This is a genomic window from Lacticaseibacillus casei DSM 20011 = JCM 1134 = ATCC 393 (assembly GCF_000829055.1).
GTDB classification, from domain to species: domain Bacteria; phylum Bacillota; class Bacilli; order Lactobacillales; family Lactobacillaceae; genus Lacticaseibacillus; species Lacticaseibacillus casei.
This window is the reverse complement of sequence record NZ_AP012544.1, coordinates 1,660,345-1,684,713: the sequence shown is the minus strand read 5'-3', so window position 1 is coordinate 1,684,713 and position 24,369 is coordinate 1,660,345. Positions and strand designations below refer to the sequence as shown.

Below are 24,369 nucleotides of genomic sequence, written 5' to 3'. Positions count from 1 at the left end.
CGCTTGCTTTTGGTTTCGACGCTAACAAGCATAGCATGGACACTGAGTAGGTGTCTTTTTGCGTTATCCAAAAAGGGCCTATACGTTCAGTGTTGATTATTTCTCAACACCAGAAAGTGTAGACCCTAAAAAATTAGTTATTATAACTTGAGCTATTTTTCACAAGAAAACTTATAAAAACGTTGATTGTGCAGAGATCTACAGAGATTTCAAAATTGGATTTTCAATTTTTAAAAAATTATTTTTCTGAATATGATTGCGCCGCTTCGAGGCAATCTCGTATACTATACCTGTAGTTGAGAAGGATTCCTCGTCAAAGAAAAAGGAGCGAGCGCTCATGGTTATTTTATACACGTCCCCAAGTTGCACATCTTGTCGGAAGGCGCGCGCCTGGTTAAAGGAAAATAAGATTCCTTTTACAGAACGTAATATTTTTTCTGATCCATTGAACGTTGATGAAATCAAGCGGTTATTGATGATGACCGAAGAGGGTACCGAAGAAATTATTTCAACACGTTCGAAGATCTTCCAGGAGCTAGGGATTAACATCGATGAGTTATCGACTGGCACGCTGATTAAACTGGTAGCAAAATATCCGGGTTTACTGCGGCGGCCGATCATGATGGACGACAAGCGTCTTCAGGTTGGTTATAACGAAGACGAGATCCGGCGCTTTTTGCCGCGGTCTGTGCGTACCTTGGAACTTCAACAGGCGCAATTATTGGCAGGATTTTAATTTGAAAAGTCGTGGTTTTTTACCCGCGTGACTGTTGTACTTACACAAGCTAGCAGCCAATCGGTCATTAATCATAAAACAAATAACAAATTGTCTCGACACGCGTATAAGTGTTGGGGCATTTTTTCGTTTTGACGAATAAATTTTTTTGGGGGGAGGATTTGGTTCTGAAATGCGTTGACTGGCCAAAAGCCTTGCAATACGGGCCTTGGTCACTGCACTGTGGCCAGATTGAGGGGTGTGGGGCAATCCGGCTCCGAAACGCGCTCGCAGGCCCAGAAACCTCCACATAAGGACCTCGAACCTAAATGGCTGGGCTTTGGCCATTTAGGTTCGAGGCCACTTATGCTCCGGTTTCTAACCGGGCCTGCTCACGCTCTGTGCACTAGACTTGATCATAGCGCTTACGTGCGGTAGAATGCCTTGACGTAGTAAATCTGCTATAATGTAGTAAGTGGTCATGTGATGAACCACAGAACTCAGGGTTCCGTGACTAAAGTGAGGTGCAGCAATCATGGAAATGGAACGGATTAATGCAAATACGATCCGGGTCATGTTAGGTAACGATGATCTAGCGCAGCGGGGGATTACGGTATTGGATCTGCTTGGCAATCACAAGCAGATTGAGAGCTTCTTTTACAGTATCCTTGATGAAGTTGACAAAGACCATACGTTTGCCACAAACGAGGCCGTGACGTTTCAGGTCATGCCAAGTCAATCCGGGCTCGAATTGTTGATCAGTAAGAATGGTCAAAAGAATGATGATAGCGACACCGGTTCTGATGATGACAGTACGGACACCCAAGTACCGGATTATATTCGTCAGCAGCTGCAGGGCTTAGACGCCAATGATCAACACGATCAGCAGTCAGTCGACGAAGGCGGTTATATTGACGCTAAAAAGGCTCCGCAAACCGAACTCGTTTTGAAATTAAAGGACTTTGAAGACTTTATCAGCCTTGCGCAGACGCTGCGTTTGGAAGGCGGAAAGAGCGACCTTTACCGGTATAAGCAAAATTATTACCTCGTATTAACGTTCTATCCTAATGAGATTTCCTCTAACGAAGCCCGTGACGAGATGGCGGTTGCACTGGAATTTGGTGATCGTTCGCCATTGTCATCTGCGGTTCTGTCCGAGTATGGCAAACGCTTAATGGAAACCAGTGCGTTAGAAACGGCACGTTATTACTTTAAATAAAATAGGATTAGCGAATGAGCTTTCTAGATCGTTAAAAAGCCGGCAACATTTCCAGTTTTGGAAGTGTTGTCGGCTTTTGTTTTGTTAGCGTTTTGGACGTGAGACAATCATTTAATGGCTTAAAATGGTGCATTGTCTTCGGTTGAAAAACCATTCAAATAATTCAAGAGCTGATCAGCATAACTAGGGTGATCATTCATCTCGCGCAACGTCGTCTTTAACAGACGCAACTGATCAGTAATGATGCCATCAGCGTCCATGAACGCCATTTTCTGCATGTCATCAGGATCGTTAATGGTCCAAGCATAGACAGCTTGATGATGGTCGTGGGCTTGATCAGCAACCGTGGTAGAAAGTGTGGTTGATTCTAACGTATAGCCGCTAGCTGGCGTTTCTGGGAAAACCAACGTGTACGGTAAAATAAAGAACGTCTTAAGCTTCGGAACCCGTTTGCGCAGCGTCTTAACCACACCGTAATCAAGCGAATGTACTTGATCATGATTGGCTAATAAGCGTTTGGCATAGCGGTTGATGAATCGATCCATCATCTGCGGACTGTCCTGTGGCGTGGTTTTGATCTCCACTAGCAGTTTTTGATGAACCTGTTCAGCTGCGGCCAAATATTGGTCAAAGCTTGCGACCTTGGCTGCGTGGCCGTTTTCATGCGCGGTCAGCTGTGTGATTTCCGCCAGCGTCAGTTGATGGGGCGCAGCGTCTTTGCCAGTTAGAGCCTTCAGATTCTCGTCGTGCATGACGACAAACTTATGATCCTTGGTTTCATGAAGATCCATTTCGACATAATCCGGTTTTTCTTTGGCAGTTGCCAAGAGCGCCGGAATGGTATTTTGAACCCCGTTGCCGTTATCGACACCGCGGTGAGAGATCGTTAACGGCTGGGTGGTTAACGCGCCGATCAGGTAGGCATGATAAAAGAGACTCGTTCCGTCGATAATCACCATGATTAAGGCAAATGCACTCATTCTAAAAATCCAATTGCGCCGCGGCTTTGGTACTTGCACAACGTGGTCCTGACTGTCGATCAGATGAAACGTTTCCGCTTGCGAAGTCGCCAGTTGGTAAAGCATGACGGTGAAGAAGACCGTGATCAGCAACATCGCTGCCTGTAACAAGCCAAGGTTGATCGTGGCACCAAGCAACGACCATTGCTGCCATTGCTGGTCAAGATAGGTTTGAAATGCGTACAGACCAGCGACTAGCAGGATAGAAAACACCAACACGGGAATCACAATCAGGATAACTGCCCATAAAGTTCGCCAGGTTTGACCGCGGGTTGCCCGCCAGCTGCGAACCACCGTTGCCCGCGGCGATTGATCATTGAGGATTAGTGCGGGCAGTAAAGGCAAGAGGCGAATAGCCAGCCAAGTGCCCAATAAATAAAGCACCACGATCAAAACGGTTAAATACCACCGGTCAAAAATGTAATCGATGATGAAATCAGGAATGGTCAGTTTTGCCAATAAACTGGTTTTAAAGACGATGCTTGAAAAGGGGAAGATTAACACGAAGTAAGCAATTAAACTCACAATGGTCGTGGGTGTCAGGCGCCTGGTTTTCCTAATAGTGGCGCCGGCCAGTTGCCTAAAGCTTAAGTGTGTTTGCCGATGAATGTTTTGAATGCCTAACAACAAAAATGCAAACTGCCAGTAAACAAACAACAGCAATATCAGTCCGATTAGCACCAGTAACAGTGCTGTGACCGGTTTGGCCGTGGCAATCTGTCCCAGGTTAGTCAAAGTAATATAGGGTACCTTTCCTAAGCGTAAGACTTGTTGGGCACCGAAAGTTAGTAGTGGGATGATGGCGAGACCGACAACTAAATTGGTCACGCTAATAAGCAGAAAATAGGCGCCCCAGTGCCGGGCAAAGTCTTGACTATTGTGTTTAAAATACGCCCAGACTTTAATCCTTTCGTTCATGATAAGACTTTCAATTGCCCCTTGAAGTCACTAATGGCATTATAGCCTTTAGTCTGCATCACGGCGCGTAACTCCCGGGTAAGCCGCGTGAACGCAGCTGGGCCTTCTTCTTGCAAGAGGGTACCTACCTGGACAAGACTTGCGCCGGCTAGAATCAAATCGTAAGCATCCCGGCCGTTGGTCACGCCACCGGTGCCGATCAGTTGAATCTTAGGATCGAGGCGCTGCGCAAAAGCCCGGACGTTAGCAAGTGCGATTGGTTTGGCGTAGGCACCGCCGATGCCGCCAAAGCCACCTTTAGGCTTGATCAACGCCGTGTCGGTTTCCGGATCAATCATAAGGCCGTTGCCGAGGCTGTTAATCGAATTGACGAATTTAAGCGGGAATTGATTGAGAATCGCCGCCATCTGGTCAAATTGCGCGAGGTCAAAATAAGGCGGCAACTTGACACCGGCCGGTTTGGTAAAGAAGCTAAAGAGATTGGTCAAAACTTCCTGTGTCCGGTCAAAGTCATAACCGGTCTGCGGCTTGCCGGGAACATTCGGGCAGCTTAAATTGAACTCAACCAACCCGTTAAAGTCTGAATCTTCAATGGTGTGGGCCATCGCCAGATTTTCTTCCATGGAAAGACCGGCAACTGACAGAAAAATCGGCTTGTCAGGATGGGCTTTTTGAAAGCTCAACGCATAATCCAAATAATACTCGAGACCTTCATTAGGCAGCCCCATGGAATTAATCGATCCTAGTTCTAAGCGGGCATATCGCGGGCTGGGATTGCCAAGTCGCTTTGCCTGGGTCGCGCTCTTGGTAACCAAAGTTCCGGCATCGCTTTCTGCCAGTTCATCCAGTTCGTCTTTGGTGTAGCAGCGTACGCCACTTGCGTTCATAAATACGTTGTCAAATTGAAACTCATCAATACTTGTATGCAGATCAGTCATGTGCCCACTCCTTCAATATTTGCTGCTCCCATTTAAGCATAGAAAAGCGCCAGAAACCAGTCACCGGCTCGCCAGCCAAACAAAAACGCCCCGGCATCGCGGAAAAGATGGCGTACGGAGCGTTAATCATTAAGTGAAGGCATTCAAAATCAAAGCAATTAAAGCAACCGCACCACTCATCAGCGCCAAACGACGAGCGCGATCAGGCGGCTGATGCCTAAGCATTAACACCAACCAACTCAATAAACCGACAAAAGCCGTTAGAACACAGATGACAAAGATTACCAACAAGATCATTTGAAAAGTTTGCATCTTATCTGTGTCCTATAAAGCAACATTGTCATTCGGCGTTACCAATCCCGCTAGTTTGGCGGCTTTTTGCCGAATATCGTCTGGCGGCGTTTGCGGTAAGGTAAAGTGTGTCTCCATCTTGTGGGGATCAAAGTCTGGCGTGACGCTCACTAACGAGTAGAAAACTTTACTTGAAACAGTATCCGGAATATCTGACAGTGTATAGGCGCGAATCTCGGCTTCTTTTTTTGGCAGATGGCTTAAGAAATCAGCCAAGACCCGATATGAATAATAAACGGTTTCTTCATACGTTGTCCCGACTGCCTCAGCATTAGGGATATTAGGAAAACTAATGCGATAACCAGTTTTGGTTTTCTCGTTGCGCGCCACGAAATAATAGTGACGTCCCGTTTTTGCCATCTCGACCACTCCTCTTCTTTCCTATTATTATAGCACGGTGAGAAAGATTAACAACAAAATTACACGCACTCATTTTTAAGATGTTTTCTCATTGAAATCATAGAAAAAAAGACCGATTGCGGCTTTGCAAATGCGCATCGCCGTGATACACTTATATGCGTTGATTTGCGGTCGTAGTTTAGTGGTAAAACTCCAGCTTCCCAAGCTGGTGTCGCGAGTTCGATTCTCGTCGACCGCTGTATAGGTCCGAAGAGAAAGAGGATGTCAGGTCAATCGGCGTTTTGACAGTGAGATCGGCTAGTGCAAACGATCACGTCAGACCAGGCGGCGCGCTTTTGAGGATCAGTGTTTTGAGTGGACATATGTCAAGTAGAGTGGTACCGCGGGCAAAGGCTCGTCTCTTCGATAAGGGAGAGATGGGTCTTTTTTCGTGGCATCATCATTTTAGGAGGAACTTATGGATTTTAAAGAACTTGTTGTCAATGCCCTTAAACCAGCCTTGGCGGGTCAACTGGATGAAGCGAAGATTGCCGCGTTAGTTGAAACGCCTAAATCATCTGACTTAGGTGATTATGCTTTTCCAACTTTCTCATTAGCCAAAATCCTGCATCGCGCACCCAAAATGATTGCCAGCGATTTGGTGGAAAAAATCGATGCGGCGCCATTTGAACAGGTTAAAGCGGTTGGCGGTTATGTGAACTTTTATTTGGACAAGATTAGTTTTGCCCACGAAGTCCTGAAAGCCATTGCGCAGGAAGGCGAGCATTACGGCGATGCCGAGTTGGGCAAAGGCAATGTCCCGATCGATATGAGCAGCCCTAATATTGCCAAGCCAATGTCAATGGGCCATCTGCGTTCGACGGTTATCGGCAATGCGCTGGCCAATATTTTGGAAAAAGTCGGATACAGTCCAATTAAAATCAATCACCTTGGCGACTGGGGCACCCAATTCGGTAAGTTAATCGTGGCCTATAAAAAATGGGGCTCCGAAGATGCGGTCAAAGCCGATCCGATCAAAAACCTGCTTCACTATTATGTGCAGTTTCATGAGGAAGCCGAAAAGGACCCCGAATTGGAAGGAGAAGCACGGGCATGGTTCAAACGCCTTGAAGATGGCGATGACGAAGCACTCACGCTATGGCGCTGGTTCCGGACCGTGTCACTGGCTGAATTCAACCGCATTTACAAGATCCTCGGCGTAGATTTTGATTCTTACAACGGGGAAGCTTTTTACAACGACAAAATGGACAGTGTGGTTAAAACGCTTGAGGACAAACATCTGCTCAAAACCAGTCAAGGTGCTGAAATTGTCGATTTAAGCAAGTACAACCTTAATCCGGCGCTGATCAAGAAGTCCGATGGCGCTACGCTTTATATGACGCGTGACCTTGCTGCGGCAATTTTCCGCAAGAATCACTATCACTTTGTCCAAAGCCTGTATGTGGTTGGTAATGAACAGCGCGAGCATTTCCAGCAGTTGAAAGCAGTTTTGCTGGAGATGGGTTATGAATGGGCCAATGATATTCACCATATTCCGTTTGGTTTGATTACGGCGAATGGCAAGAAGCTGTCAACTCGCCGTGGCAACATTATTTTGCTGGAAAAAGTTTTAAACGATGCGGTTGATCTAGCCAAGCAGCAAATTGCCGAAAAGCACCCGGATTTGCCGAATGCGCAAAAGGTGGCCCATGAAGTGGGTGTCGGGGCGGTTATTTTCCACGACCTGAAAAATGAACGTTTGGACAACTTTGATTTCAATTTGGAAGAAGTGGTTCGGTTTGAAGGCGAAACCGGTCCTTATGTCCAATATACCAATGCCCGGGCGCACAGCATTTTGCGGAAAGCAGACATTGCGCCTGCGCCGGAAGTTGCCTTGAGCGATCCGGCTGCATGGGATGTTTTGCGGGCATTAGGCGACTTCCCAGCCATTGTTGCGCGTGCTGCCAAGGAGTATGAACCTTCCGTGATTGCCAAGTATGCCTTGCGTTTGGCCAAAGCGTTCAATCAGTATTATGCCAACGTCAAAGTTTTGGTCGAAGACAGCGAATTGCCGGCACGGCTGGCGATGGTGAAGGCGACCACGCAGGTTTTGGAGAATGCCTTGCATTTGCTCGGTGTGGCCGCACCGGAAGAGATGTAGTCCGTCAGATCATCGCGACTAGCGACAGCGTCATGGTGGAGGTGTTGGGATGAACAAAAATGAACGACAGGCAGCGTTGGCGCGGATTATTAACCAAAAGCCAATTGCCACCCAAGAAGAGCTTCTGGCAGCATTAAAGGCGGCCGGCATTGATGCCACACAGGCAACGATTTCCCGCGATATTCGCGAAATGAAAATCGTGAAGGCACAAGATGCAACAGGAACGCTGCGGTATACGATTTTTCGTGGCTCGGCGGAATCACAACTCGAGCGTCTAGGCCGTTCGATCCGTGAAGTCGGCTTGTCAATCACCCGGGTTCAATTTATGAATGTCATCAAAACACTGCCGAGTAACGGTAACCTGCTGGCTGCCATCATCGACGATATCGATTTCGATCAGGTCGTCGGCACCATCGCCGGTCATGATACCATCGTGGTCATCAGTCCCGATGAAGAGCAGGCGAAGTGGTTTGAAGAAGCGTATCGGCATGCTTTTGAACGGTGATGGCGGTGTTGTTTGGTTGAGGCGTGACGAGTTGATAAAAGACGTGGCTGAATCATAATTCATAGCAACAATACAGAAGCGAACATACTACAACACTAATTTGGGTATGTCCGCTTTTTGTTTTCCCAGGAGAATTTGATAGGATTATTAAGATATGAGTGCCAAAGCGGAGCAATCGTAGGCCAGATGGGGCTCAGCCGTGCAAACAACACAGCGACTGGGCTTGTCGCTGATGTTGTTAGGCGACTTTGAGACAGTGGTTTTCTGGCTCAAAGCGCCGTCACAGCGTTCCAGCACCATCTGGCCGGAGGTTGCGGAGTTTGGCACGGCTTGGAATTTATTGCCTAAGATTTTTGATCGTTCGGAATTCACTAATCTATGAACGCTCTTGCAAAATTATGGCTCGGCCTCGTCTTTCTATGCGACCGATCACCTAAAATGGCACCGGACTAGTGACGGCGAGTTGTTCGTCACTGAGCGGCTTTGTAAGGCGAACGCGATAGGCGTGCAGGCGCATTCGCGGTTCATCACTTGGCGATGCGTATAATGGATCATCGATAATTGGATAGCCGATGCTGGCGAGATGGACGCGGATCTGGTGGGTGCGGCCGGTTTCCAGGCGAAGCAGAACAGTGGCAGTCGTCGCCGTTTCCGCAATTCGTTGGTAATGAGTGACAGCCGGCGCACCGTCAGGCCGAATCATCCGCTTGCGTTTGTCTTGCGGATCATGGCCGATTGGTGCGTCAATACGGCCTTCTTTGGGGATGCCGCGCTGAACCACGGCAAGATAGTCGCGGTGCATGGTTTTGGTCGCCAGCTGCCGATTAATGATGGCTTGTGCCAGGGGATTTTTGGCAATGACTAAAAGTCCGCTAGTTGCCATATCGAGCCGGTGCGTGATTAGCGCCGGCTGTGGGGCCAAATACGCTGCAGCCTGATTCATCAAGGTGCCGGTTTCTCCCGGCTGATTCGGATGGGTTTTCATGCCTGCAGGTTTGTCGACAATGAGTAAGTTGTCGTCTTCAAAGCGGATATTGAGGTGAGGCGTTTCCGACACATAGGCCAGGCGAATCGGTTCGTCGTAAGTCATGGCGACACGGTCACCGGTGACTACTGGTTCGTTAAAATGGCGATAATGCCCATTTACCTGGATCGAACGGGCAACGCGCATCTGATGTTGCCGTTTGCGGGGAATCAACCAGGATTGAAGCTGATCACGCAGGCTGGCATGCGCTTTAGCAATGGCGATGGTTTGAAATAACAAAAGTTTTCCTCGTTTCCTTTGTCCATAAAGTTTGCTTAAAAACCTGAAGCCGGGATTTAGGCAGCGCCTGGCTATGCTACAATAAATAAGATTCACAATAGGAGGGCAGGCATGGAATTTTTATCACGTGTCTGGCAGGGCATTCGGTGGTTCTTCCGCCGGTTTCAGGTGATTCGTTGGCTGATTTTAATCGGACTAACGGTCATTTTGGTGTTCTCTGCCTGGTTTACTTATAAAGCCAAAACCGCTGATGTTCAAAATATTAAAAGTACCTTGCAAACCAAAACGGTCATTTATGATGATAACAATGAAGAAGCAGGGACATTGTATGGCCAAAAAGGGACCTATGTTGAGTTAAACGACATTAGTAAGCAGGTTCAAAATGCAGTGATCTCAACGGAAGATCGAACTTTTTATACCAATGGCGGTTTTTCGATTAAGGGGATTCTGCGGTCTGCATTCAATTATGTTATTCACCACGGTCAGATTATGGGTGGTGGCAGTACGATCACCCAGCAACTCGCCAAGAATACGTTATTGACACAGAAACAGACGATCATGCGTAAGGCGCAGGAATTGTTCATGGCCATTCAGCTGAATAAAGTTTACTCCAAGCAGGATATCCTTGCCATGTATCTCAACAATGCGTATTTTGGCAATGGTGTTTGGGGCGTGCAGGATGCGGCGAAACGGTATTTTGGCAAAAATGCCAGTCAATTGGATGCCAGTGAAGGGGCCATTTTAGCAGGGATGCTGCGGAATCCCAGTTACTACAATCCTGCTGACCATAAAGACAACGCCATTTCGCGACGCAACGTTGTTTTGCAACTGATGGCCGACAACCATAAGTTAACCCAGGCTCAGGCCAATGCGGCTAAAGCCCAGTCGGTGCAGGTTGTCGATGCCTTTTCAACGGCTAATGCGCAGAAATACCCGTCTTATTTCGACTCGGTTATTGAAGAAGCGCGGAGTGAAGGTATTAGTGTTGATGACATTTTGAACAAAGGTTATAAGATTTACACGAACTTAGATCAAACGTATCAGCAGAACCTGCAAACCAGTTTTGAGCAGAACTGGGCATTCCCGGCCGATGCTGCGGATGGTAAACAGGTTCAAGGTGCCTCCATCATCTTGGATCCCAAAACCGGTGGTGTGCGCGCAGTCGTGGGCAATCGCGGTGAGCATACCTTCTTAGGGTTTAACTATGCCACCCAGCTGCGTAATTCACCCGGTTCGACGATTAAGCCGCTGATGGTTTACACGCCCGCACTGGAAAATGGCTACCATTACGATTCGATTTTGAAAGACGAAAAGCTTAGTTATGGCAAAAATCAATATACACCGACCAATGCTACGGGAACTTATCTGGGCACTGTGCCGATGTATAAGGCGCTGGCGGATTCGATTAATGCGCCGGCGGTATGGTTGTTAAACAAGATCGGCGTTCAAAAAGGCGTTTCCAGTCTTGATCGTTTCGGCATCCAACTCAAATCAAGCGACCAGAACCTAGCAGCGGCACTGGGGGGTTTGAAAAATGGGGTGTCCCCGCTCATGTTGGCGCGGGCGTATGCGGCGTTTGCCAACGGCGGTAAGCTGCCGACGACCCATTTTATCCGTAAAATTGTCGATGCGACGGGCCAGACGGTGGTCGATAATTCGAATCCGCCAAGCCGGCAGATCATCTCCAAAAAAGTGGCCCAGGAAATGACCAGCATGATGATTGGCACGTTCAACGAAGGCACCGGCTCGACGGCCAAACCATCTGGCTACACCATTGCCGGGAAAACCGGCAGTACCGAAGTGCCAAGCAGTTGGGGCTATGGTACAAAAGACCAGTGGGTTGTCGGATATACACCGGATATCGTCAATGCGACCTGGATCGGTTATCCGACAACCGACAGTCAGCATTTCCTGCAGGGCACAAGCACTTCTGGCGTAGCACCGTTGTTCAAGCTTGAAATGTCCAAATTAATGCCCAATACCCCGCAAACCGCCTTTGATACCAAGGATGCGGCACAAATGGCAAGTATTCAGACACCAGAAAAAAATGACGATATTTGGCAAGGAATTCAAGATGGTATCGATAAAGGCATAGACAGTGCCAAGCAAACTGTGGGAAAATGGTATGATAATATCAAGGGCTGGTTCAAATAGGCTCAAAAAAGTGAGGTAAAGTATGGCAAACGTTTACGACACCGCTAATCAGATGGCGGAAGATATCAAGACCACTCAGGAATTTCAGGATCTCAAGAAGGCATTTAACTTGTTGAAGTTGGACACCGTTGCTTACGGCTTGTTCCAACAGTTTCAGCAAAAGCAATATGAGATGCAGCAAAAGTCAATGCAGGGACAGGATTTCACGGATGAAGAAGTGAAATCGCTGCAGGCACTTGGCGAAAAGATGCGCGACATCCAACCGATCCAAAATCTCATGGCCAAGGAACAAGGCCTGTCACAGATGATGGACGAACTGAATAAGATCATTTCCCAGCCAATTATTGATGTTTATCAAAGCAAACCTTAATCGGTAAACTGGGTCGGTGTAGGTGCTGAATTCGTTTATGAACCTGCATTGGAAAAAGTTCCGGAGAGCGTTCTCTCTGGGGCTTTTTTATTTTGGCGACACGTGAGGGGCAATTGAGACCTTACTTGTACTTTAGGACCGACATCGGTATGATTTAGTTAGCTTGTATAGTAAAGGAAAAGGTGACAACCGTGGCAAAACGGCTTTTTGATTACCATAACGAAGAAGATGTACGGCTTCCCGTGCTGATTAAATCGGCTGAAGTTCGAGTAGCCAAGAATGGCAAAAAATTTATCGCAATGATTTTCCAGGATAACTCTGGCCATATTTCCGGGAAGTTCTGGGATGCGACGGCTAACGATATTGCCCAGTTTAAAGCGGGTGAGGTGGTTCAGCTATCAGGGAAACGTGAACTTTACCAAGGTAATCCGCAAATTAAGATTTATTCAATGCGGCTCGCAACGCAGGAAGAAGGCAACGATCCGAAAATATTCGTCGAGCGGGCACCGGAAGCACCTAATGCCATGGAAGAAGAGCTGAACAGCTTTATTTTTGAGATCACCAACGCCAACTGGAATCGCATTGTCCGCAAATTGATTAACGATCATAAAAAAGCGTTCTTCAGCTATCCGGCTGCTAAGTCGAATCACCACGCTTTTGCTGGCGGGCTGGCGTTTCACACGCTAAGTATCTTGCGGTTGGCTAAAAGTGTGACCGCTCAGTATTCGAGTTTGAATAAAAGTCTGCTATACGCCGGAGCCATTTTGCATGACTTGGGTAAAACCATCGAATTAAGCGGACCGATTTCGACGGATTACACGGTTCCCGGGAATTTAATCGGGCATATTGTTTTGATTGACGAACAAATCGTGCTGGCTGCGCATCAGCTTAAAATCGACATCAATGGGGAAGATATGTTGCTGTTGCGGCATGTTGTCTTGGCCCATCACGGATTGCTTGAATACGGCTCACCGGTTCGTCCGCAGGTCCTGGAGGCGCAGGTGTTACATGAGCTGGATGAAATGGATGCGTCCATCAATATGATGACCACCGCTTACCAGCATGTTGATCCAGGGACGTTTACCGAACGGCTTTTTGGCATGGATAACCGGCGCTTTTATCGGCCGACGAACGGTCAGACATTTCCGAATCCGCATTGATGTCATTAGCAACGTGCACTTTGAAAAAAGCAGAGGGTACACAAAAAGGCTCGCGCCAAGTCAGCGCGAGCCTTTTGCTATCTTGCTTGGTACTTACTGTTTTACTTGGAAGTGCTTGAGCTGCTGCTCAGGTAGCTTGAAAGAACGTCTTTAAGGTCGTTATCCTTAATTGAAACGTTAGCCTTCTTCAAGACTTTGGTAATAACACCGTTCATCACGGTCTGATCACTCTGCCATGAAGTGTAAATCTGATTTTCCAGATCCTTCTTGTGTTCCTTCATGGTACCTTTCTTGCCGATGGAAATGGCACGAATGACATGGTACCCATATTGGGTCTTAACCGGTGTTGTCGTGATATCGCCAGGCTTTTTGAGCTTGAAGGCAGCTGTCTTGAAGGTTGAATCCAAGCTGGTATCCGTGTTATCGAAGGCAGTTAACTTACCACCTTTATTCTTGGTACCTGTATCGATAGAGTTCTTCTTGGCCAAAGCTTCGAAGTTCTTTTCGGTTGGATCCTTTTGATAATCGGAAATGATTTGCTTAGCTTCATCTTCGGTCTTAACCAAGATATGCTGTACCTGAATCTTTGGTTGGTACTTCTTCCACTGGGCTTCAATTTGCTTCGTGGTTGGCTTCTTCATGTCCTTTAAAGCAACTTCGGAATACAACGTTGTCCGGATTTGATCTTTGAAGCTTGATTCGGTGTAGCCGTTTTGTTCAAGCGTTGAATCAAATGAAGAACCATATTGCTTCTTCAGCTTGCTGAACTGGCTGTTGACCTTTTTGTCTGACACCTTGTTCGGGTATTGTTGTTCTAACGCCTTTAAAACGATCATGTTACGTAGGGTCGCTTGACCGGTGGTGGTCTTCTTCATAGCGTTATAATACTCATCTTTGGTGATCTTGGCACCCTTCATATTTGCAACAGTGCCGCTTGAACAGCCTGCTAAGGTCACTGCTACAAACAAGCCAACAACGCCGAGAATCCATTTTTTCATGCAATCACACATCCTAATCTAAAAAGTTTCTGTTTAACACTGCCGTCTACTATACCATAACTTATCGCCATACGCCGATCTTCACATAACTTTCAATAATCCGTCACGGCTTGGCGACAACTACTTAGGCCATTTTCAATGTTTTAGTTAAGGTTTTGCTGTAGACGTCGGTGCTTTGGTGCCAAGATCGCTGACTGCCTCATTGATCTTGTCGAGATGTTCCTGGATCGCGTCCGTGCGCGGTGCCGTTTCGAATTCGAAAGTTTCGACGCTGTTGGTAATGTCTTTCATGGCTGGCTTGAGCGTTTGATCAACTTCAGCGGACAAGTTCGTTAGCGTCTCACTGAGGTGGTTGATGCTTTGGCGAACTTGGGTGACGCCATTTGCAACGCCGTTAAAATAAGCCGCGATCTCCTGTTGCCGTTGCGGACCGGTTTTTTTTGCCGTTAATATTCCATAAATCGTACCGGCAACCGCACCTAATAAAAAGCCGTGACGAAATTTCATGCTTGTGCCTCCAGCTGGTTGCGAATTTTGGCGGCGACTGCCTCAAGCTTGGCATTATCGTACTGAGCGCTGTGGTCACCGAAATGCATACCGAAGTCGTCTTGATCGCTGTAGCGCGGGATCAAGTGGATATGTGAATGAAAGACGCTTTGATAAGCAACTTTGCCGTTATTGTTCAAAATGTTCATGCCTTTGATGGCCGGGTTGCTTGCCTTAATCGCCCGGGCAATTTTAGGCACCCGTTCAAAAACTGCGGCGGCCAGGTCGGTATCATAGGCAAAAATATCGGGAACGTGTTTCTTAGGTACGATTAACGTATGGCCCGGCGTAACCTGCGTGATATCCAAAAACGCCTTCACGACATAGTCTTCATAAACCGTAACGTTGGGAATCTCATTGCGAACAATTTTACAAAAAATGCAATCAATCATGTCCTTGCCTCATTTCTGCTTACGCTTTTGTTAATAGAAACCTTGATTTCATGCTATCATATCCCTAACTGAAATTATACAGATAGGGACTGGTAAGATGACTTTAACAATTGATGGACTCACTGGCGGTTACGGCAATTTAACAATTCTAAAAGACATCAGCTTCTCGGTACCTTCAGGCAAAATTGTCGGGTTGATCGGCCTCAACGGAGCAGGCAAATCGACAACCATTAAACATATTATCGGTTTACTGACGCCACAAGCCGGCACGATTGACTTAGATGGCAAAACGCTCAAAACCGATCCGACCGGGTTTCGCGCAAGCCTAGCTTATGTCCCCGAAACTCCGGTGCTTTATCCCGAGTTGACGCTGCGCGAACATCTTGACATGACGATCATGGCTTACGACCTCGATAAAGACACAGCCTGGCGCGAAGCCGATGCGATGCTGAAAAGGTTCCGCCTTGACAACAAGCTGGACTGGTTTCCGGCTAAATTTTCAAAAGGCATGCAACAAAAAGTGATGATTGTGGCGGCGTTTATGACGCACGCCCAATTGTTCATCATCGACGAACCGTTTACCGGCCTTGATCCATTGGCCATTCATGATCTTTTGGACATCGTCACGGCTAAAAAGCAGCAAGGGGCATCGGTGCTCATGTCAACGCATATCCTGGCAACCGCCCAGCAGTATGCTGATGAGTTTGTGTTGATCAAATCCGGAAAAGTGCGGGCGACCGGCGACATGGCCTCCCTGAAGCAACAATTCGGTTTGCAGGACGGCAGCCTGGATGATATTTACATGAAGATGACGGAGGAAAAAGCATGATCAAGTTGTGGCGAACCCGTCTCCGTCAACATGTGCAAGAACAGCAAAAATATTTGCGGTTGGTGTTTAACGATCATTTCGTTTTGATTTTGCTGATTTTGTTTGGCGATGCGCTTTATGCATATAGTCAAATTGTTAAAACCTTGCAACCTTCTGGATGGCTTGCTTTAGGACTGGCTCTGATTTTCACCGGCTTTCTGAGCCTTGGTCAGCTGGCCACGCTTGCGGAAGCACCGGATCAAATTTTCTTGTTGCCAAAAGCCGAAGCCTTTAAAGCTTATTTGTTGAAGGCACGCCATTATAGCATGATCCTACCTGGCGTCTTGTTGACGTTTACGAGTTTAGCGATGTGGCCGTTATTTGCGCAGCTTGGTCAGGATCCGGCAAGCGGAACGATGGCATTGCTCGTGTCCTTGTGGTTGTTTAAAGATCTCGATTTGTGGTTGCAGTTTTTACAGCGGTACCACCTGCCGATTCGCTGGCATCACCAGCGGCTTATACTGCTTAGCATTGCGTTCATCGCCTTGTTTGGCGGATTTTACCTTCATCCTGCCATGACGCTTTTGGTGGCGTTAATCTTGGATCTTGTTTTTAGATGGCAGTTAAAATCGGTGCTTGACCAAGGACAATTGAATTTTTCCGCTTTAATTAGCTTGGAAGAGGCACGAATGGGGCGGCTGTATCGGTTTTACAATCTCTTTACCGATGTGCCTGGCTTAGCCAACAGTGTCCATCGACGCCGATATCTGGATGGCTTGTTGAAACTGGTCAAGCCCCAGCAGGCAACGACATGGCTATTCCTGTATTTGCGTGGCTTTTTGCGCGGCGGCGAATACCTTGGTTTGTATGTGCGTTTACTCGTCATCGGTGCCGTGATCGTGGCCGTTTTGTCACCGTGGTGGCTGGTGCTGGGCTTTGCCATCTTGTTTCTTTACATGGTCGGGTTCCAACTGTTACCGTTTTATTATCAGTATGATGATATTGTCTTTGTGCATTTGTATCCCGTGGCGCCTGAGCAGAAGCCGGCTGCGTTTGAGCAGCTGTTAACGGTTTTGCTGTTGATTGAAGTACTGACATTTACGCTTGTGACACTTGTTCGGCTGCAATGGTTGGCAGCCGGGTCAATCTTCATCGGCGGGGGACTTTTCGTCTGGGCATTTACCCGCTGGTATGCGCGCATGCGGTTAAAACAGCATCACGTCATGATTTAATCCTGTTTTGCTGACAGCTCTAAGTCAAATCAAAAACGTTCGGTGGAAAATGAAAAGCCTGCGTATTTCGTCAGGTCAGCTGCAATTGGCAGTTAGTCTTGACGGGTAAATCGCAACTTAGTAATATGAAATGTGGACGCACGAGCGCCTGGGAGTGTCTTTTTGATGACTAGAACCATTCCTGCGGCCAGATATAAGGAGTAGTGCCTATGGAGTTTGAATTAGATGCCGGGTGGTCCCTGCAGCCTGCAGGCGGTTCCACCGGAAGTGCGTTTCTTGGGGTTTATGCGAATCAAAAATATTTCCTTAAACGTAACGCGTCACCATTTCTTGCGGCACTTTCAGTTGAACACATCACCCCGCGGTTGCTATGGACGCGCCGGGTCAGTACCGGCGATGTGTTAACCGCACAAGAATGGTTAGACGGCGAAACGTTGACCCGCGAGCAAATGATGCAGCCGGTCGTCGCCAGCATGTTAGCAAAGGTGCACCACTCAAGTTTATTAAAGCGAATGCTTCGCCAAGTTGGCGGTCAGGTGTTGGATCCTGATCAGTTACGCCAATCGTTGTTACAAAACTTTCCCGAAAATCTCGCGGCCCAACCGCGAGTGGAGCAGGCACTGGCGGAGATCCAACGCTGGGTGCCGCGGGTGACCGTGCAAAGTGTCTGCCACGGCGACCTGAATCACAAAAATTGGCTGCGAGCAAACGGCCGCCTGTATTTAGTTGATTGGGAGCAAGTGGCGCTGGGCGATCCGGCTTATGATCTTGCCGATGTCATGGCGCATTATGGTAACCACGACACGTGGCCGGCGTTCCTAGCAGCTTACGGGGCAAACGTGGATGATCATTTGCAACATCGGCTTTATTGGTACAGTGACCTGCACTTATTAAGCGATATGAAGACCGCCGCGTTACATCAGCGATCGGATGAAGTGGCAAAAGCCCTGCGCCAGTTCGAAGTACTGCAATCCACACATTGAAGTGGTGCAACAAGTAGCAAATCAAAAGGCCTGTGGCAAAATGGCTTTGTCGCGGGTCTTTTGATTTGTTGAGCGTGAGCCGGCGCGGTTAGAAGCCGGAGCATAAGTGGCCTTGAACCTGAATGGCTGGTCTTTGGCCATTCAGGTTTAAGGCCCTTATGTGCAGGCTTCTGCGCCGGCGAACGCGTTACGGCAGCCACCAGCCCTAAACAAATATGCAAGTTAACTCAAAAAATCACCGCATTAAACAATACTCAAAGATAAGGAAACGATACCAATGCGATTACGTAACAAAACATGGGCCAAACCATTGATTGAGGCTCATCCAGAGATGATCCTCGTACGGCCAGAAAAAATGCCCGGTCAGTGGCAGACACGATTTGATCAGGAGCAGCCACTATATCTTGAAGTCGGCTCTGGCAAAGGGCAGTTTATTGTTGCCATGGCTCAAGCCCATCCGGAATATAATTTCATCGCTTTGGAATTGCAGGAGGCGGCCATTGCCATGATTCTAAAGAAGCAGGTGGCGTTAAAACTGCCTAATCTTCAGCTCGTTTTAGGCGATGGCGCCGATTTAACTGATTATTTTGCTGATGGTGAAATTAGCGGTTTGTTTTTGAACTTTTCCGATCCATGGCCAAAAACCAGACACGAAAAAAGACGGCTGACTTATCGCGACTTTTTGCGGCAATATCAAGCAATTATGAAACCAAACGCGTTGCTGCAGTTTAAGACCGATAATCAAGGGCTTTTTGAATATTCGTTGGTGAGCATGAATAACTTTGGCATGACCTTTGACCTCGTGTCGCTTGATCTTCATCACGACAAGCGCGTTACCGATAATGTGCCAACCGAGTATGAGGAGAAGTTCAGGGCTGACGGCGGCCGGATTTACGAGTTAGTCGCGCATTTTTAGTTTTCAACCAAGTGAAGTTGGTGGAGTCGCCATAAATGGCCATCGGGTTGTACCGCAAATTCAAATTGTTGGTGTGTATGGTGTTGCCGTATCGTCAGGCCACCTGTATAAACCCGGATATGGTGCTGACCAGGCGTTTCAATCGTTGTCGGATACATGGCAATCCAACTGTTCTCAATGGTTCCGCGGTTTGCGAAACCGGCTTTAATGTTGGCTAGAAGCCGATTAGGGATGGTTCGGTAATAAAGTCGATGATGGATCAACACCGATGTTCCAGCTGAGATGATGCCGGCTGCTAGCCAGACAGCAAAAGACGATCTTAATTTCGAAACTCGCATGATAGCCCTCCTTAACGCAAAAGATGCGACGACTTTTTTCAGTTATCAGCTTGTGGCTAAACGTCTAACTTAAGTATAATGTAACTAATATGAAGTGACATTGCACCAATGCGATTTTCCTGTTATAGTTACTTTTAAATAGTAAGTGAAAGGATGTTGGCTATGAAAGAACTTGGATCGAATACAGCAATTTTGGATGAGGTTAAAAAACCAGGCAAGAAAATGCTGTTCTTCTCTGCAGATTGGTGCTCGGATTGCCGCTTCATCAAACCGGCAATGCCAGAAATCGAAAAAGATTTTCCGGACTATGAATTTGTCGCGGTTGATCGTGATAAGAATCTAGAGGTTGCCCAGGACATGGGTGTCTTCGGCATTCCTAGCTTTATTGCTTTTAATGACGGCAAGGAAGTCGGCCGTTTTGTCAATAAAGATCGTAAAACGAAACAACAAGTCGAGGACTTTATCAACGGCTTGCATTAATTTTGGAGGTACGCATGCTTATTACCAGTTATAATCAATCAGCATTCGGCGATACGTTAATTGCGATCACAGGGCCGGATACTACGACACAGACAACGCAGCAAAATGGGGACGTTGTGGCGATCTTAAATGACCAAAATCAGGTGATCGGCTATAACTTTTTCAAGGTCAGTCAATGGCTGGGTTCTTTAACAAGCAAAGGTCAGGTTAAGTTGACCAAAGAACAAGTGGCGAAACTAAATGCTGCTATTCAAGAAGCAGGGTTGCCGGGCCAGCTTGAAGCAGATGACAAGCCCAAGTTTGTGATTGGCAAAATTGTCGATTTCAAGGACCATCCTGATGCTGACCATCTACATGTGGCGCAGGTTGATATTGGTGAGAAGCAGGTGCGGATTGTTTGCGGCGCGCCCAACGCAGCTTTAGGACAAACGGTCGTGGTGGCACTGCCTGGTGCGATGATGCCAGATGGTAAGATCATCTGGCCCGGCTCTTTGCGTGGCGTTGCCTCTTACGGCATGATCAGCAGCGCCCGAGAGTTAGCTATTCCAGGGGCACCACAACGACGCGGTATTCTCGTGATGCCAGATGAACTGGCTGCCGGTACTCCGTTTGATGCTAAAGAAGCCGCTAAAGTGGTGGCTGCACAAGCCTAATAGAACATTCAAGGTAGATTGTAAATCGACTTAAGTGCAATGATGCTTGAGTCGATTTTTTGTGAGCGCGTTATGAGGAAAAGATTATTTTTATAGATCAAGGATTCGGGGAACCGGTGCGTATGCTAAAATGGAGACACTGTTAAAACACGATAAAAAGGGGATTCAATCATGGCACATTATGATGGGCCGGCATTTTTACATCAAAATAACTTGCCAACACCTGAATCCGAATTAACGAATTCGAAATGGAAGCAGCCGCAAGATGAGCCATATCACTTGCCACCGCAGCTGGCGCACGCGCCGAAAAAACCGGTGAATCCGCGAAAAGTTGCAGAAGCACAGGCAGATTTGCGGGCCATGAGCCATCCGTTGCCAAGTCATGATCGCGATCGAATTGCGAGTCTCACAACACCGAATAGTACGGTTCGAACCCTGCCAAAAGAGCGGATTGACTATCAGAAGATCGCGACTGCTTTAAGGCCGGATGAGCAAAACGTTTATCTTTTTGTGGGTCATGGCACCAAGCCAAGTAAGCAGATTGAAGCTGATTCATTAGCGATTGCGGTGACACCATTGGAATCTGTTAGCGAAGAAGAAGGGGCGTCAGCGGCAACTTCAACAACTGCTTCCGAACCAGTTGCAAGCGACCAAGCCGCGGCTGTTCATGAGGCAAGTGAACCGCAGAAGCCGCATGCCGTTGCAGCAGCTATTGCCGAACCAGTTGAGCCGCAGCCGGCGTCTGATGCAGAGGTGCAAGCGACGACCGAAGAAGACGTTAAATCTGCACCGTCAGTGGAAATTTCATCAATGCCAAAGATGCCATCCGCCAATGCCGGGCAGGAGACGAAACCGCATGGGCCTAATAGCCGCAAAGCTGCCCGAATCGAGGCGTTAAGACACAAGCATGAAGCCAAAAAACTACGCAAGGCGTTAGCAGCACAAAAGGCGAAGTCGGTAGCAAGCAGGGATGCCGAAAGTGCACGGTCTGCGCCGTCAATACCGGAAGCACGAGGCGCAAGCGAGGCGTCTACAGCACAATCGCAATCAGGAACAGCCGGGCTGCCTGCGTCAATGACAACCTCGGAACACCCTATTACGGCGGTTAGTGCAGATGATGCCACCACAGAGACCATTCCGCCATTAAACTTACTGTCGCCGCCAGTTGTGGCTGATCAGGCAGCTCAACATGAGTGGGTGCTGCAACAGCGCCAGCGACTTGATCAAACGCTTCAAGCTTTTAACGTGGACGCGCATGTGGTTGCTCATACAATCGGTCCCACCGTGACGCAATTTCAGGTCAGTCTGGCAAGCGGGGTGAAGGTTAGCAAAATCACCAACTTGAATGATGACCTTAAACTGGCACTTGCTGCCAAAGACATCCGCATTGAAGCTCCGATTCCCGGGAAAAATACGGTTGGCATCGAAATCCCCAATTTGAAACCGCGACCGGTCATGTTGCGGGAAGTGCTCGATACTCCCGCCTTTCAACAAGCAAAATCGCCTTTGACCATTGCACTTGGGGTGGATCTTTTTGGTCAGCCAGTCGTCACAAATCTGGCCAAAATGCCGCACGGGTTGATTGCCGGTGCGACTGGATCGGGTAAGTCGGTCTTTATCAATAGCTTGCTGGTTTCGTTGCTGTACAAAGCCACACCACAGCAAGTTCGTTTGCTTTTGATCGATCCTAAGGCCGTTGAGCTTGCTGGATATAATGGCTTACCACATCTGGTGTCGCCGGTTATCTCCGATCCTAAAGCTGCCAGCGCGGCGTTGAAGTGGGTTGTTACCACGATGAATGACCGTTATAAGAAGCTCGCAGCGGCCGGCGTTCGTAATCTGGAACAATTTAATGCGAAGGCTAAGCGCCATCAAGAATATAACCAAGTGTTGCCGTATTTGGTCATTATTATTGATGAGTTGGCGGATTTGATGTTGGCAGCTGGTAGCGAGATTCAAGACGATATTGCGCGGATCACCGCCAAGGCGCGTGCGGCAGGTATTCATTTGCTGGTTGCCACCCAACGTCCTAGTGTTGATGTGATCACCGGTACGATTAAGAATAATATTCCAACGCGAATTGCCTTCATGACCGCCAGTCAAATTGACTCGCGGACCATTATCGATACCGCTGGCGCAGAACGGCTTTTAGGCCGCGGCGACATGTTGTACTTAGGCAACGGTGCCAGTCAGCCGATTCGACTGCAAGGTACGTTTGTCGATCGGGAAATCGATCAAATTGTAGATTATGTGAAGGCGCGGCAAGGACCGCGGTACTTATTTGATCCAGCAGGACTTGTCAAGTCGGCTGAAGCCGAAGCCAGCAATGCCCATGAAGATGAGCTTATGCCCGATGTTTTGGACTACCTGGCTGGTGAACGCCACATTTCGACATCTAAACTGCAGCGCATCTTTTCAATCGGGTATAATCGCGCGGCAAATCTCATTGATACACTGGAAGCTCGGCATCTGGTGTCGGCAGCTAAAGGCGCCAAACCGCGTGAAGTTTATTACACACAAGCAAAGAAAGAGGAACAATCGTCATGACAGAGGCAACCTATTATTTTATTGGTATCAAAGGCTCAGGAATGAGTGCGTTGGCACTGGTGCTACATGATTTGGGCCACAAGGTGTTGGGCAGTGATATTACCCAGTACACATTTACACAAAAAAGTTTGGCAGCAGCCGGAATCACCATGCTACCATTTGATCCTGCCAATCTGAAGCCAGGCTACACCGTCATTGCCGGCAACAGTTTTACCGAGGATCATCCAGAAATCAAGCAGGCCAAGGCGATGGGGCTGACCATTTATCGCTACCATGAGTTCCTCGGCCAATTGATTAAGGGTTATACCAGCATCGGGGTTGCCGGCGCCCATGGCAAAACCAGTACAACGGGGTTGCTGGCCCACACGTTAAGTGGTGTTGCCAAAACCAGTTATTTGATCGGTGATGGTACCGGCAAAGGCGTGCGCGATTCAAAATTCTTTGTTTTTGAAGCGGACGAATATCGGCGGCATTTCTTGGCTTATCATCCCGATTACATGATCATGACGAACATCGACTTTGATCATCCTGACTATTATCACGGCTTTGAAGATGTCTACGATGCTTTTGAAACTGAGGCTAATCAGGTTCAAAAAGCGATCGTGGCCTGGGGTGATGATCCATGGTTACGCAAATTAAAGGCTAAGGTGCCGGTTTATTATTACGGTACTAGTGATCGGGACGATTTTCAGGCGCGGAACGTGGATCGCGACACTAAAGGCAGCAGTTTTGATGCCTATTTCCACGATCAGCTAATCGGCCACTTCTTTGTTCCATTGTTTGGCGAACACAGTGTCCTCAATGCGTTGGCCGTTGTTGCAGTCGCCCATATGGAGAAGCTTGATGCTGGGTTAATTGCCCGTGAACTGGGAAACTTCGGCGGGGTCAAACGGCGCTTTGCCGAAAAGGATCTCAAGGATATGATCATCGTGGACGATTATGCCCATCATCCTAATGAAATTAAGGCCACGCTGGATGCAGCCCGCCAAAAGTATCCTGATAAAGCGATCATTGCGGTTTTCCAACCCCATACTTATAGTCGAACCAAAGCCTACGAACCACAATATGTTCAAGTGCTGAGCCAGGCTGATCAAACGTTCCTGACACCGATTTTCAGTTCTGCCCGTGAAAAAAATGGCAACCTTCGGTCAGAGGACGTTGTGGCCCAAATCAAAGGCGCTGCGGTGATCCATCAGGAAGACATGCGACCACTGCTCAAGTTCCATCACGCGGTTGTTGTCTTCATGGGCGCCGGCGATATTCAAAAGTACGAAAAGGCGTATGAGTCGTTACTCAATGAAGAATCATTCACTAAATGACTAGAACATCGCAAAACCATTTTAATCCATTATTTTGTTGATGT

Annotated in this window: 24 protein-coding genes, 1 tRNA gene and 2 pseudogenes; 18 read left to right on the top strand and 9 right to left on the bottom strand. The window is 47.8% G+C overall.

The window, feature by feature from the left end; genetic code table 11:
• The first annotated feature begins 337 nt into the window (after positions 1-337).
• Together spxA and LBCZ_RS08340 are read left to right on the top strand one after the other, a co-directional pair.
• Positions 338-736, top strand: a complete 399-nt coding sequence (gene spxA / locus LBCZ_RS08345) for a transcriptional regulator SpxA (RefSeq protein ID WP_025013338.1) — start codon at positions 338-340, stop codon at positions 734-736.
• 514 nt (positions 737-1,250) lie between these two features.
• Positions 1,251-1,934 (top strand): adaptor protein MecA, encoded by a 684-nt coding sequence (locus LBCZ_RS08340; RefSeq protein ID WP_025013339.1) that lies wholly within the window; start codon positions 1,251-1,253, stop codon positions 1,932-1,934.
• 119 nt (positions 1,935-2,053) lie between these two features.
• On the opposite strand, the gene LBCZ_RS08335 is transcribed toward LBCZ_RS08340, so the two are convergent.
• The 4 genes from LBCZ_RS08335 to LBCZ_RS08320 all read right to left on the bottom strand — a co-directional run bounded on the left by LBCZ_RS08335 (position 2,054) and on the right by LBCZ_RS08320 (position 5,520).
• Complete coding sequence (locus LBCZ_RS08335) at positions 2,054-3,871, bottom strand: glycerophosphoryl diester phosphodiesterase membrane domain-containing protein (protein ID WP_032958858.1); 1,818 nt, start codon at positions 3,869-3,871, stop codon at positions 2,054-2,056.
• A complete protein-coding gene (locus LBCZ_RS08330) occupies positions 3,868-4,809 on the bottom strand; it encodes a dihydroorotate oxidase (protein WP_025013341.1) in 942 nt (313 codons plus the stop codon). Before LBCZ_RS08330 ends, LBCZ_RS08335 begins: the two co-directional genes overlap by 4 nt.
• 129 nt (positions 4,810-4,938) lie before the next feature.
• Positions 4,939-5,121 carry a hypothetical protein gene (locus LBCZ_RS08325; RefSeq protein ID WP_025013342.1) on the bottom strand — a complete coding sequence of 61 codons (183 nt, stop codon included), beginning with the start codon at positions 5,119-5,121 and terminating at the stop codon, positions 4,939-4,941.
• Positions 5,122-5,133: 12 nt separating this feature from the next.
• Positions 5,134-5,520 (bottom strand): hypothetical protein, encoded by a 387-nt coding sequence (locus LBCZ_RS08320; RefSeq protein WP_025013343.1) that lies wholly within the window; start codon positions 5,518-5,520, stop codon positions 5,134-5,136.
• A 167-nt stretch (positions 5,521-5,687) separates the two neighbouring features.
• On the opposite strand from LBCZ_RS08320, the gene LBCZ_RS08315 reads away from it, so the two are divergent.
• From LBCZ_RS08315 to LBCZ_RS15970, 4 genes are all read left to right on the top strand, one after another.
• A tRNA-Gly gene (locus tag LBCZ_RS08315) sits at positions 5,688-5,758 on the top strand.
• A gap of 219 nt (positions 5,759-5,977) precedes the next feature.
• Positions 5,978-7,660 carry an arginine--tRNA ligase gene (argS, locus tag LBCZ_RS08310; RefSeq protein WP_039639147.1) on the top strand — a complete coding sequence of 561 codons (1,683 nt, stop codon included), beginning with the start codon at positions 5,978-5,980 and terminating at the stop codon, positions 7,658-7,660.
• A 49-nt stretch (positions 7,661-7,709) separates the two neighbouring features.
• Positions 7,710-8,165, top strand: a complete 456-nt coding sequence (gene argR, locus LBCZ_RS08305; RefSeq protein WP_025013344.1) for an arginine repressor — start codon at positions 7,710-7,712, stop codon at positions 8,163-8,165.
• A gap of 199 nt (positions 8,166-8,364) precedes the next feature.
• On the top strand, positions 8,365-8,547 hold the full coding sequence (locus tag LBCZ_RS15970) for a hypothetical protein (RefSeq protein WP_025013345.1): 183 nt from the start codon (positions 8,365-8,367) through the stop codon (positions 8,545-8,547).
• Positions 8,548-8,598: 51 nt separating this feature from the next.
• Here LBCZ_RS15970 and LBCZ_RS08295 read toward each other — a convergent pair whose 3' ends face one another.
• The gene (locus LBCZ_RS08295; RefSeq protein ID WP_039639144.1) at positions 8,599-9,429 is read right to left on the bottom strand and encodes an RluA family pseudouridine synthase; all 831 of its coding nucleotides are present in this window, start codon (positions 9,427-9,429) and stop codon (positions 8,599-8,601) included.
• 111 nt (positions 9,430-9,540) lie between these two features.
• Between LBCZ_RS08295 and LBCZ_RS08290 the strand changes: the two genes are divergently transcribed.
• From LBCZ_RS08290 to LBCZ_RS08280, 3 genes are all read left to right on the top strand, one after another.
• Entirely contained in the window at positions 9,541-11,583 is a 2,043-nt protein-coding gene (locus LBCZ_RS08290) for a PBP1A family penicillin-binding protein (RefSeq protein WP_025013346.1), read from the top strand.
• A gap of 22 nt (positions 11,584-11,605) precedes the next feature.
• Entirely contained in the window at positions 11,606-11,953 is a 348-nt protein-coding gene (locus LBCZ_RS08285; protein WP_025013347.1) for a YlbF/YmcA family competence regulator, read from the top strand.
• A gap of 191 nt (positions 11,954-12,144) precedes the next feature.
• Positions 12,145-13,113 (top strand): 3'-5' exoribonuclease YhaM family protein, encoded by a 969-nt coding sequence (locus LBCZ_RS08280; RefSeq protein ID WP_025013348.1) that lies wholly within the window; start codon positions 12,145-12,147, stop codon positions 13,111-13,113.
• Between the two features lie 101 nt (positions 13,114-13,214).
• Here LBCZ_RS08280 and LBCZ_RS08275 read toward each other — a convergent pair whose 3' ends face one another.
• The 3 genes from LBCZ_RS08275 to LBCZ_RS08265 all read right to left on the bottom strand — a co-directional run bounded on the left by LBCZ_RS08275 (position 13,215) and on the right by LBCZ_RS08265 (position 15,049).
• Entirely contained in the window at positions 13,215-14,111 is an 897-nt protein-coding gene (locus tag LBCZ_RS08275) for a peptidylprolyl isomerase (protein WP_025013349.1), read from the bottom strand.
• A 147-nt stretch (positions 14,112-14,258) separates the two neighbouring features.
• Positions 14,259-14,618, bottom strand: coding sequence for a YtxH domain-containing protein (locus LBCZ_RS08270; protein ID WP_025013350.1), 360 nt, complete (start codon positions 14,616-14,618; stop codon positions 14,259-14,261).
• Complete coding sequence (locus LBCZ_RS08265; protein ID WP_025013351.1) at positions 14,615-15,049, bottom strand: HIT family protein; 435 nt, start codon at positions 15,047-15,049, stop codon at positions 14,615-14,617. The genes LBCZ_RS08270 and LBCZ_RS08265 overlap by 4 nt, the downstream gene beginning before the upstream one ends.
• A gap of 97 nt (positions 15,050-15,146) precedes the next feature.
• On the opposite strand from LBCZ_RS08265, the gene LBCZ_RS08260 reads away from it, so the two are divergent.
• From LBCZ_RS08260 to trmB, 4 genes are all read left to right on the top strand, one after another.
• A complete protein-coding gene (locus tag LBCZ_RS08260; RefSeq protein ID WP_025013352.1) occupies positions 15,147-15,878 on the top strand; it encodes an ABC transporter ATP-binding protein in 732 nt (243 codons plus the stop codon).
• Positions 15,875-17,089 carry an ABC transporter permease gene (locus LBCZ_RS08255; RefSeq protein WP_025013353.1) on the top strand — a complete coding sequence of 405 codons (1,215 nt, stop codon included), beginning with the start codon at positions 15,875-15,877 and terminating at the stop codon, positions 17,087-17,089. The genes LBCZ_RS08260 and LBCZ_RS08255 overlap by 4 nt, the downstream gene beginning before the upstream one ends.
• 209 nt (positions 17,090-17,298) lie before the next feature.
• Positions 17,299-18,072, top strand: a complete 774-nt coding sequence (locus LBCZ_RS08250) for a phosphotransferase family protein (protein ID WP_025013354.1) — start codon at positions 17,299-17,301, stop codon at positions 18,070-18,072.
• Positions 18,073-18,349: 277 nt separating this feature from the next.
• Entirely contained in the window at positions 18,350-18,988 is a 639-nt protein-coding gene (gene trmB, locus LBCZ_RS08245; RefSeq protein ID WP_039639141.1) for a tRNA (guanosine(46)-N7)-methyltransferase TrmB, read from the top strand.
• Here the strand turns inward: trmB and LBCZ_RS08240 are convergent.
• On the bottom strand, positions 18,985-19,326 hold the full coding sequence (locus tag LBCZ_RS08240) for a hypothetical protein (protein WP_025013355.1): 342 nt from the start codon (positions 19,324-19,326) through the stop codon (positions 18,985-18,987). The two genes, trmB and LBCZ_RS08240, sit on opposite strands and share 4 nt — an antisense overlap.
• Positions 19,327-19,488: 162 nt before the next feature.
• On the opposite strand from LBCZ_RS08240, the gene LBCZ_RS08235 reads away from it, so the two are divergent.
• The 5 genes and pseudogenes from LBCZ_RS08235 to murC all read left to right on the top strand — a co-directional run bounded on the left by LBCZ_RS08235 (position 19,489) and on the right by murC (position 24,325).
• Positions 19,489-19,806 (top strand): thioredoxin family protein, encoded by a 318-nt coding sequence (locus tag LBCZ_RS08235; protein WP_010487858.1) that lies wholly within the window; start codon positions 19,489-19,491, stop codon positions 19,804-19,806.
• Positions 19,807-19,820: 14 nt separating this feature from the next.
• Complete coding sequence (ytpR, locus tag LBCZ_RS08230) at positions 19,821-20,459, top strand: YtpR family tRNA-binding protein (RefSeq protein WP_025013356.1); 639 nt, start codon at positions 19,821-19,823, stop codon at positions 20,457-20,459.
• A 171-nt stretch (positions 20,460-20,630) separates the two neighbouring features.
• A pseudogene (locus LBCZ_RS16715) lies at positions 20,631-21,416 on the top strand (DNA translocase FtsK); the annotation flags it as partial.
• 87 nt (positions 21,417-21,503) lie between these two features.
• A pseudogene (locus LBCZ_RS16710) lies at positions 21,504-23,006 on the top strand (DNA translocase FtsK); the annotation flags it as partial.
• On the top strand, positions 23,003-24,325 hold the full coding sequence (gene murC / locus LBCZ_RS08220) for a UDP-N-acetylmuramate--L-alanine ligase (RefSeq protein WP_025013357.1): 1,323 nt from the start codon (positions 23,003-23,005) through the stop codon (positions 24,323-24,325). The pseudogene LBCZ_RS16710 and the gene murC, both read left to right, overlap by 4 nt.
• The last annotated feature ends 44 nt before the right edge of the window (positions 24,326-24,369 follow it).